Genomic DNA, 9,563 nt, shown 5'->3' on the forward strand with positions numbered 1-9,563 from the left:
TCAGCCGACGAGATCACGCGGGCGGGAACAGGACAAGCGTCTGCAGCGCGGTTCCCACGGGACCTTGCGTGTCATAGAGCACCGATTGCGACATCCCGATCCCCGTGCCCTGCCAATGCGAGACTGAGTCCGAGGCCAGCCAGTCCGAAACAGGCTCTCGGTGGATTTGCACGGTTAGGTCGGTGTTCATGAACCCCATCTCGGACGTGGGCGCATTCCACGAGATACCGTTGCCGCAATCAGCCAGGGGGCAGAGCGACTGGATCGGCGACGGTCTCTCACCTTCCAGCAAGGCGGGCGTGCGCATCCATACAGCCTTGGGACCGGGTCCCTGATTGCCGCCTTCGGGGTACAGCACATCGACACAATGGGCGAATCCCGGCAGGTCGTGGCGCAGTTCGCCGATTGGGAAAGGCCCGTTTACCGTTGCTTCCAGCGATAAGGGGGCGGTTTTGACGTCGGGCACATCGGCCATTGATTTCCGGATCAGGTGCATCGTCGTTGCCGTCGCACACAGCGTGTCGTCAAGGTCATGCACCGTGACCTTCGTCGTCGCCAGCGTCTTGGTATGTCGCGTGGTTTCAGCCGCCACGCGCAGCCCGGCCAGCGGCAAGGGGCGTAGCAAATCTACCGTCAGACGAGTTAGCATCTTGTCGGGGCCGACCTCGGTTTCAGCCGCCCGCGCGATCAGCCCAGTCACAGGCCCGGCGTGGCAATGATCGGCGGACCAGGGGCCACGTGCCGGGTCGCGGCCGATGAACGCGCCATCTTCGGCAAGGTTGAAAAAGGGCTGCGCGTTACGATCCGCTGTCATCGGGGCTGTCATCCTGTCTCTGCGCCTCGTGGGCGCAGGCATCGGGGTTTTCTTTTGCACACCAAACGGCATAGTCACGACAAACGCCACCCAAAACCGCCGCCCGGATAGGGTGACGCGGTGTCCCGGAAGGAGCAGACCTTGGCCTTGTTGATAGATACCGGACTGTCCGACTGGATGAGCAACGCCGAAATCGCCGAGACGATTCTGCGACTGTCGCCCAGCGCCGATGTGCGCACGCCCGAGACACTCGGAAACCCGGACGAGATTTCGATGATCGCGGTCGTCGGCCTGACCGACAACCACCTTCACCAGTTCCCCAACCTTAAGCTGGTGCAGAAACTGGGGGCCGGGGTTGAGACCATCGTGGGCAACCCAAACCTGCCGCCTCATATCCGCGTGGCACGGCTGAAACCGGACGCCCCGGCGCGGGAAATTGCCGAGTGGTTTCTGGCCTAAATCCTGCGCACCCAGCGCCATATGGCATTTCATGAGGCCTCGCAGAAGCGTACCGAGTGGCTTCCGAAAGAACCGATCATCTCGCCTGAAACCGTGGTGGGCGTTCTGGGGCTGGGTCACATCGGAGACCGTACCGCCCGCATGCTGCACGCAGTGGGCTTTCAGGTCATCGGCTGGAGCCGCTCGGTCAAGAAAATCGACGGGGTAGAATGCTTACACGGGCAAGACGCCCTGCCCGACATGCTGGGTCGCTGCGATCACGTCTGCTCGATCCTGCCCTCAACCCCGCAAACCGAGGGGTTGTTCGATGCAGGCTTGCTGGCCGCCATGAAGCCGGGCAGTCAGTTGCTGAACGCAGGGCGCGGCGACCTGATCGACGAGGAAGCGCTGATCACTGCGCTAGACAACGGCACACCCGGCCATGCGGTTCTGGATGTGACTCGTCAGGAACCGCTGCCGCAGGACAGCCCGCTGTGGCAACATCCCGGCATAACGATCACGCCTCATGTGTCAGGCTGGCATCTGGGCGATGCTCTGTCCGATGTGGCCGAGAACTTCCAGCGGCTGACAACAGGCGCGCCGCTGGTGCATGAGGTGGACAGGGACCGGGGGTACTGAACCCGATGGCTCAGGGGGCCAGCACCCAGTTGCCCTCGGCATCCTTGCATCGGCGCGTCCGAACCTCGCGCGTCTGATCGCCCCCTTCGGGCTGAATAAAGTGCTGCAGGCGGACACAATTGCCGTCCACTCCGTTCACCCGGATCGTGCCTTTTGAGCCGGTGTCTTCATTCACCCACGACCGCTCGGCCCAATTGCTGGGCACACCGCTTGCAAAAAGCGAATCCGACGCCGCGTTCAGCACTTCGAAATCGGCGGGGCTCAGGCCCATTTCCGCAATGATTCGCGATATCGGCTTGGCTTGCGCGGCAATCGCAAAGCCCGCGACGCTCAGAACAACAACTGCAAAATAAATCCGGGCTTTCATGACGGCCTCGCTTGGCTAAAATCGGTTCGCCTTCAAGGATATACCTTGGCGCGGATGGGGCCAACCCCCGCGGCGGCCACCTTCAAAATATCCCGAACAAACCTATCGGAAGGCCACAGCTAGAGGCGCGCCGCCATTGCCCGCATAGTGCCGGGCGAAACGATCCAAAGGCCCGCGATGACACATCCAACCTACTATGCACCCGCCGGAGGGCACCCCGGTCAAGACCAGCTTCTGACCGACCGCGCCATGTTCACCGAGGCCTATGCGGTGATCCCCAAGGGCACCATGCGCGACATCACCACCAGTTCTCTTCCGTTCTGGGAGGGCACGCGGCTTTGGGTCCTGTCCCGTCCCCTCAGCGGTTTTGCCGAGACGTTTTCGCAATACATCATGGAGGTCCAACCCGGCGGCGGCAGCGACCACCCCGAAACCGACAGCCCCGCGCAAGCCGTTCTGTTTGTTGTCGAAGGGGCGGTCACGCTGACCTTGCAGGGCACGATTCACCATTTGGAAACAGGGGGCTACGCCTATATCCCACCAGGGTCGGACTGGACGCTACACAACAACAGCGATCAGACAGCGCGTTTTCACTGGGTCCGCAAGGCCTATCAGGCCGTCCCTGGCCTGCCCGCCCCGGACCCGATCATAGTCAACGAGCGTGACGTCGCCCCCATCCCGATGCCGGGCACCGAGGGTCGCTGGGCCACCACCCGCTTTGCCGACCCGCAGGATCTGCGCCATGACATGCACGTGAACATCGTGACGTTCGAACCCGGCGGCGTGATCCCCTTTGCTGAAACCCATGTGATGGAACATGGCCTGTACGTGCTTGAGGGCAAAGCCGTCTACCGGCTCAATCAGGACTGGGTCGAGGTCGAGGCGGGAGATTACATGTGGCTGCGCGCCTTCTGCCCACAGGCCTGTTACGCCGGAGGGCCCGGACGATTCCGCTATCTGCTCTATAAGGACGTCAATCGCCACATGCCGCTGACTTTGCCGACCGGCTGACGGGTAAATTACCGACAGTTTTAGGGATTCTCCACGGTCGGGGCTTCACACACGCCCCGGAATTTGCTGAAATCCAAGCAAATTCCATTTTCGAGTACCGGAGATTGATCCATGAAACTGCATATTCCCCTGATGGCTGCGGCGGCCTTTGCCGCGCTGGCGATTGCCCAACCCGCCCCGGTTGCCGCCAAGGAAGAAACCAAATCCGTCTTCGTGATGAGCCGCACTTGGGCGGTCACACAGGTCTCGGACGCGCCGGTGATTTACCGCGCCACGCGCGACAACAACAACCTCAACCCGTTCGGCCCGCCGCCGCGCCTGCGCACCATCCAGGCTATCGCCGCGATTCAGGCCGCAACAGGCTGCAGACCGATCGTGCCGAGCATGTATCAGAACATCTCGGGGCAGTTCTTTTCGCAGGTCAGTTGCCCCTGAAATTGGTACAATACTTTCGTTGAGGTCGCCTGATCTGCCTGCCATAGCTTGCGCATGAAACTCGCGATCAACGGATTCGGCCGCATTGGCCGCACGATCCTGCGGCAGGTGCTGGCCCTACCGCAGGGGTCGGATATCGAGCTTGTGCTGATCAACGACATCGCACCGCTTGAGACCTGCGCCTACCTGTTCAAATACGACAGCATCTTTGGCCCCTACCCCGGTCACGTGACCGTGGGCAACGGCGCGTTGATCGTGGACAGTCAAGCGATTGCGATGACGCACAGCGCCGATCTGGCGCAGGTCGATCTGTCGGGCGTGGACGTGGTGCTGGACTGTACCGGGGTTGCCCGTAGCTCGGATGTTGCACGCCGGGGGCTGACTGCGGGGGCAAGCAAAGTGCTGATCTCGGGCCCCTCACCCGCCGCCGAGGTGACGGTTGTTCTGGGGGCCAACGAGGATCAGTTAGGCGATGCCCGCGTCGTCTCGAATGCGTCCTGCACCACCAACGGGCTCGCGCCACTGGTCAAACTGCTGGATGGGATTGGAGGCGTTGCCTCGGGGCATATGACCACCATTCACTGCTACACGAACAGCCAGCCGATGGTTGATGCCCCGCGCGGTGACCTTGCCCGGTCGCGGGCGGGGGCGCTGTCGATGGTGCCCACGACCTCGAGCGCGACGCATCTGATCGACGTGGTGCTGCCACATCTGGCAGGTCGCATCTCGGGTGCCGCCGTGCGCGTCCCGACAGCGAGTGTCTCTGCGGTTGATCTGGTGGTGACGCTGGAGCGCGGCATGGGAACCGATGCCTTCGAAACCGCCCTGCGTCAGGCGGTCGACGCCTGGCCTGTTCTGGGGTGGACCGACCTGCCGCTTGTATCCTCAGACCTGCGATCCCGACCGGAGTCTCTGGTCATCGCAGGCCCCGAAACCCGCATGGTCGGCGACAACCAGATCCGGGTCTTCGGCTGGTACGACAATGAATGGGGCTTCTCGGCCCGCATGCTCGACGTCGCCCGCCTGATGGCCGACGGCTGATCTGACGATGCCGCAGCGGGCGGGCTTGCCCGCGCGCTGCCCGGCCCAACCGATCATGGTGCATCTTTGATGCGCCCTGATCGGGCGGGAGCGCATGGTTTCAGCTTTCAACCACCTCGAACGGCTCTTCGAACCAGAACTCCTCAAGGTTCGCCCCGTCCCCAATCCGGTCGACCACAGCAAACAGACCCGGTCCGTGCAACGGAGTCAGAACCCCATGCCAGGTGCCGCGATGATAATTCACCGCCTGCCCCGGCTTTGTGACAAAGGCGCGGGGTTGGCCGGGCTGGCCACCGGTGTCCGGAGCAACGACCACAAGGAACGGCTGGTGGGTCATCGGGATAAAGGCCTGACTGCCCTCGGGGTGCCGCTCGACCAAGTCCAGCCGGTACGGCAGGCTGCGCGGATTGGCGTCAAACAGGCTGATCCCAGCGCGTCCATCCGCAAAGTCCAGACGCGCCCGGTCGTGGAACCGTCCACATTGACCCTGATTGATGATCTTATCCGGCGCACCGGAAACCTCAATCACATCACCAAAAGTCGCGAAGGCGGCGGCGGTCAGCGGCTCGATCACGATCCGACGGCTCATGACGGCAGCAGGTCCCGCAGGCGAAATTCGGCGATGCGTTCGACCTGTCGGCACGCCTCGGTAAACTCGGTGTCGCGGTCCTGCCCGATCCGGCGCTGGAACGCCTGCAGGATCGAGGCCTTGTCGTGGTCCCGCACGGCGATGATGAAGGGAAAGCCGAACTTTTCCGTATAGCGCTGGTTTAGATCGGTGAACGTGGCACGTTCTTCATCCGTCAGCGCATCCAACCCGGCCGAGGCTTGCTCGGACGTGCTTTCCTGCGTCAACCGCTTGGCCTGTGCCAGCTTTCCGGCAAGATCGGGGTGGGCGGTCAGGACACCCAGACGTTCCTCGTCTGAGGCCGCGCGGAACATGCGCGTCAGCGCGTTGTGCAAGCCACCTGCTGTATTATGGGCGGGGCCAAGTTCCAGATCAAACGCGCGATCGGCGATCCAGGCGGAATGTTCGAAAATGCCGCCATAGGCCGCAACAAATTCCTCCCGCGCCATGCCTGACGGTTTCGGAGCCGACACAGGCGGATGGGTCTGCGCCCAATGCTGCGCAACCTGCAGCCGCGTCGCGAACCACACATCCGAGAAGCCCCGCGCATAGTCCAGAAACCGCTTCAAGGCCATCACCCGCCCCGGCCGCCCGACCAGGCGGCAATGCAACCCGATCGAGAGCATCTTGGGCGCGCCCGCCTCACCCTCGGCATACAGCGCATCGAAACTGTCCTTGAGGTAGGAAAAGAACTGATCGCCCGAGTTGAACCCTTGCGGCGTCGCAAAGCGCATGTCGTTGCAGTCCAGCGTGTAAGGTACGATCAACTGATCCTGCCCGCCGGTCTGCATCCAATAGGGAAGATCGTCGGCATAGGTGTCGGCAACGTAAGCAAACCCGCCCTCCTCGGCCACCAACCGGACGGTGTTTTCGGAACAACGCCCGGTGTACCAGCCGTGCGGGCGGGTGCCGACGACCTCGGTGTGCAGACGAATGGCCTCGGCGATCTGGGCGCGTTCCTCGTCCTCGGGCATGTCCTTGTGTTCGATCCATTTCAGCCCGTGGCTGGCGATCTCCCACCCGGCGGATTTCATGGCGGCCACCTGATCGGGGGATCGCGCCAACGCTGTCGCGACACCATAGACGGTAATCGGCAGGTCCTGCATCAATCGATGAAGCCGCCAGAACCCGGCCCGCGCGCCGTATTCATAGATCGACTCCATGTTCCAGTGGCGCTGCCCCGGCCATGGGGCGACACCCACGACTTCGGACAGAAACGCCTCGGACGCGTCATCGCCGTGCAGAATACAGTTCTCGCCGCCCTCTTCGTAGTTCAGCACGATCTGCACGGCCAGCTTCGCCCCGCCTGGCCATTGGGCATCTGGCGGGTTGGCACCGTATCCGATCATGTCGCGGGGGTAACGAGGGGGCTGCATGGCGTCTTCCATAGTTGAGCGTTTCGACAGGCTTAACGCAGAAATCGGTTCGGGATTATCAAATCAATCCGAACGCTGTTTCCGGTTCTTTCGGCATTTCCACTGTTTTGAAGTTTGTTCCACACTGTGGCAAACCGAAAAAGGCAAATCAAAGGAGATCGCCGTGGCTGGTTATCTGACGACCCATGTTCTGGACACGGCACGCGGCTGCCCTGCCGAGGGGCTGCGCATTGTTCTGTACAAAACATCGGGTGATGGGCGTGAAAAACTCGCCGAGATGCAGACCAATTCCGACGGGCGCACCGATGGCCCGATCCTGCCGCAGGACGCGTTCGAAACCGGATCATACGAGTTGATTTTCCATGCCGGGGGTTACCTGCGTGCGACAGGTCAGGCAGGCGAAGACCCTCTGTTTCTGGACGAGATTCCGATCCGCTTCGGCCTGTCGGACGCCAACGCGCATTACCACGTGCCGTTGTTGTTGTCGCCTTACGGCTATTCGACCTATCGCGGAAGCTAGGCGTCACAGTTCTGAACTGCGCACCACCCCGCTGATCCGCTCGATCATGAAATCCATGAACAGGCGCGCCTTAGGGTCCTGATGGCGGCGGTGGGTGTATAGACAGGCCATCTGTACCGAAACCGGCGGCGTGTCCGAGGCAACCGGCACCAGACGCCCCGCTTTCAAATGATCGGCCACTTCGAAAACCGGTTTCATCGCAATCCCCTGACCCGACAGCGCCCAATCCGTCAGCACATCCCCGTCATCGCATTCAAACCGTCCCGAGACCGCGAACCTCTTGGGGCCGTCGGGCGTTTCCAGCATCCACTGGAATTCGGTCGCACCGGGATAGCGCAGGTTCAGGCATTCATGTTTGTCCGAGATCAGTTCCGCCCCGGTCTGCGGCATCCCGCGACGTTTCACATAATCCGGGGCGGCGCAAAGCACGCGCTGGCAATCGGCGATCTTGCGGATGCGCAGGGTGCTGTCTTCGGGTTGGCCGATGAAAAACGCCAGATCCAACCCCTCGGTCGTCAGGTCGACGGAGCGGTCCGTCAAGCGCAAACGCACGTCGATCTCGGGATATTCCGCCAGAAAATCAGGCACATGCGGCGCAAGTAGCCGTCGCCCTACCCCCAGCGGGGCCGCCACAAAAAGCGATCCGCGGGGCGCTTCGGTCAGATGGGTCACCTGCGCCTCGGCGTCGTCCACCGCATCCAGAACCGCCACCGCGCCGGGATAGAACGCCTTGCCCTGCTCGGTTGGGGACAGGTTGCGGGTGGTGCGTTGAAACAATCGCACGCCCAAGTGATCCTCAAGCTGAGAAATCCGGGCCGAGGTCACGGCAGGCGATATGCGCAGGTCCCGGCCAGCGGCGGACATGCTGCCCAGATCGTAGACGCGGACAAAGGTGCGGATATTGTCGAGATAGGACATCTTATCGTTTTTTTTGATACAGTTTGACAATATACGGGAATACCGAAGAAAAGCCCGTTTGCCTAGTGTGACGGCAACGCAATCGGAGACCTCTGAAATGTACGACTTCGCCGTGTTCTGGGACTGGATGGCTTTTGCCGTGCGCTGGATGCACGTGATCACCGCCATCGCCTGGATCGGATCCTCTTTCTACTTCATCGCGCTGGACCTGGGCCTGAACCGCGATATCCCCGGCCCGGCAGATGGCGAGGAATGGCAGGTGCATGGCGGCGGCTTCTATCACATCCAGAAATATCTGGTCGCGCCCGAACGGATGCCCGAGCACCTGACCTGGTTCAAATGGGAAAGCTACGCGACGTGGCTGAGCGGTGCGGCGCTTTTGATGATCGTCTATTGGGTGGGCGGAGAGCTTTACCTGATCGACGCACAAAAGGCCGATCTGGCGCTGTGGCAGGGCATTTTGATCTCAGCCGCTTCGCTGACCGTCGGCTGGCTGGTCTATGATTTCCTGTGCAAGTCCGGTCTGGGCGAACGCCCAACGCTGCTGATGGTGCTGCTGTTCGCGCTGCTGGTGGTAATGGGCTGGGGCTATAACCAGATTTTCACCGGCCGCGCGATGATGCTGCATCTGGGCGCGTTTACCGCCACGATCATGACCGCCAACGTATTCTTCATCATCATGCCGAACCAGCGCATCGTGGTGGATGACCTGAAGAACGGGCGCACGCCCGATCCGAAATACGGAAAAATCGCCAAGCTGCGCTCGACCCATAACAACTATCTGACGCTGCCGGTCGTGTTCCTGATGCTGTCGAACCACTATCCGTTGGCGTTCGCCACGCAGTACAACTGGATCATCGCGGCGCTGGTCTTCCTGATGGGTGTCACGATCCGGCACTATTTCAACACCCGCCACGCCCGCACGGGCAATCCCACCTGGACGTGGCTCGCCACCGCCCTGTTGTTCATCGCCATCATGTGGCTGTCCACCGCACCGATGTACAAACCGCTGGAAGAGGCCGAGGCGCAGCCGCTGACGCCTTACGAGGAACGCTTCGCCTCTGCCGCCGGGTTTGAAGAGGCGCATGACATCGTGCTGGGCCGCTGCTCGATGTGCCACGCGCGCGAGCCGGTTTGGGAAGGTATCCTTTGGGCCCCCAAGGGCGTGTTGTTGGAGACCGAGGCCGACATCGCCCGCAATGCGGAACAAATCTATCTGCAGGCCGGTGTCACCCATGCCATGCCGCCCGCCAATGTCACCTATATGGAGCCCGAAGACCGCGACGCGATCATCCGCTGGGTGCGCAACGCCGGGCTATGAAACGACTATTCCCCGCAAATTACTGGGCTACGTGTTAATTTCCTTTCCCCGAGGG

Annotated in this window: 12 protein-coding genes; 7 read left to right on the forward strand and 5 right to left on the reverse strand. The window is 61.8% G+C overall.

Features of this window, described 5'->3' with window-relative positions; translation table 11 throughout:
- Positions 1-13: 13 nt before the first annotated feature.
- Positions 14-814 carry a thioesterase family protein gene (locus ACR0JN_RS07190; RefSeq protein WP_480884915.1) on the reverse strand — a complete coding sequence of 267 codons (801 nt, stop codon included), beginning with the start codon at positions 812-814 and terminating at the stop codon, positions 14-16.
- A 141-nt stretch (positions 815-955) separates the two neighbouring features.
- Between ACR0JN_RS07190 and ACR0JN_RS07195 the strand changes: the two genes are divergently transcribed.
- Positions 956-1,273: a hypothetical protein gene (locus tag ACR0JN_RS07195; RefSeq protein WP_480884916.1), complete on the forward strand. Its 318-nt coding sequence runs from the start codon at positions 956-958 to the stop codon at positions 1,271-1,273.
- A gap of 3 nt (positions 1,274-1,276) precedes the next feature.
- Positions 1,277-1,891: an NAD(P)-dependent oxidoreductase gene (locus ACR0JN_RS07200; RefSeq protein ID WP_480885018.1), complete on the forward strand. Its 615-nt coding sequence runs from the start codon at positions 1,277-1,279 to the stop codon at positions 1,889-1,891.
- A 10-nt stretch (positions 1,892-1,901) separates the two neighbouring features.
- On the opposite strand, the gene ACR0JN_RS07205 is transcribed toward ACR0JN_RS07200, so the two are convergent.
- Entirely contained in the window at positions 1,902-2,258 is a 357-nt protein-coding gene (locus ACR0JN_RS07205; RefSeq protein ID WP_480884917.1) for a hypothetical protein, read from the reverse strand.
- A gap of 177 nt (positions 2,259-2,435) precedes the next feature.
- Here ACR0JN_RS07205 and ACR0JN_RS07210 point away from each other — a divergent pair, with 177 nt between their 5' ends.
- The 3 genes from ACR0JN_RS07210 to ACR0JN_RS07220 all read left to right on the forward strand — a co-directional run bounded on the left by ACR0JN_RS07210 (position 2,436) and on the right by ACR0JN_RS07220 (position 4,745).
- Positions 2,436-3,269 carry a bifunctional allantoicase/(S)-ureidoglycine aminohydrolase gene (locus ACR0JN_RS07210; RefSeq protein ID WP_480884918.1) on the forward strand — a complete coding sequence of 278 codons (834 nt, stop codon included), beginning with the start codon at positions 2,436-2,438 and terminating at the stop codon, positions 3,267-3,269.
- Between the two features lie 111 nt (positions 3,270-3,380).
- Complete coding sequence (locus ACR0JN_RS07215) at positions 3,381-3,704, forward strand: hypothetical protein (RefSeq protein ID WP_480817181.1); 324 nt, start codon at positions 3,381-3,383, stop codon at positions 3,702-3,704.
- Positions 3,705-3,758: 54 nt separating this feature from the next.
- Complete coding sequence (locus tag ACR0JN_RS07220) at positions 3,759-4,745, forward strand: type I glyceraldehyde-3-phosphate dehydrogenase (protein ID WP_480884919.1); 987 nt, start codon at positions 3,759-3,761, stop codon at positions 4,743-4,745.
- A 100-nt stretch (positions 4,746-4,845) separates the two neighbouring features.
- On the opposite strand, the gene ACR0JN_RS07225 is transcribed toward ACR0JN_RS07220, so the two are convergent.
- Both ACR0JN_RS07225 and puuE read right to left on the reverse strand, forming a co-directional pair.
- A complete protein-coding gene (locus tag ACR0JN_RS07225) occupies positions 4,846-5,334 on the reverse strand; it encodes an ureidoglycolate lyase (RefSeq protein ID WP_480884920.1) in 489 nt (162 codons plus the stop codon).
- Entirely contained in the window at positions 5,331-6,749 is a 1,419-nt protein-coding gene (gene puuE / locus ACR0JN_RS07230; RefSeq protein WP_480884921.1) for an allantoinase PuuE, read from the reverse strand. The genes ACR0JN_RS07225 and puuE overlap by 4 nt, the downstream gene beginning before the upstream one ends.
- Before the next feature lie 163 nt (positions 6,750-6,912).
- On the opposite strand from puuE, the gene uraH reads away from it, so the two are divergent.
- A complete protein-coding gene (gene uraH, locus ACR0JN_RS07235; protein ID WP_480884922.1) occupies positions 6,913-7,269 on the forward strand; it encodes a hydroxyisourate hydrolase in 357 nt (118 codons plus the stop codon).
- Positions 7,270-7,272: 3 nt separating this feature from the next.
- On the opposite strand, the gene ACR0JN_RS07240 is transcribed toward uraH, so the two are convergent.
- Complete coding sequence (locus ACR0JN_RS07240; protein WP_480884923.1) at positions 7,273-8,187, reverse strand: LysR family transcriptional regulator; 915 nt, start codon at positions 8,185-8,187, stop codon at positions 7,273-7,275.
- Between the two features lie 97 nt (positions 8,188-8,284).
- On the opposite strand from ACR0JN_RS07240, the gene ACR0JN_RS07245 reads away from it, so the two are divergent.
- Positions 8,285-9,508, forward strand: coding sequence for a urate hydroxylase PuuD (locus tag ACR0JN_RS07245; protein WP_480884924.1), 1,224 nt, complete (start codon positions 8,285-8,287; stop codon positions 9,506-9,508).
- The last annotated feature ends 55 nt before the right edge of the window (positions 9,509-9,563 follow it).

The sequence above is a fragment of the Ruegeria sp. G12 genome, assembly GCF_056533565.1.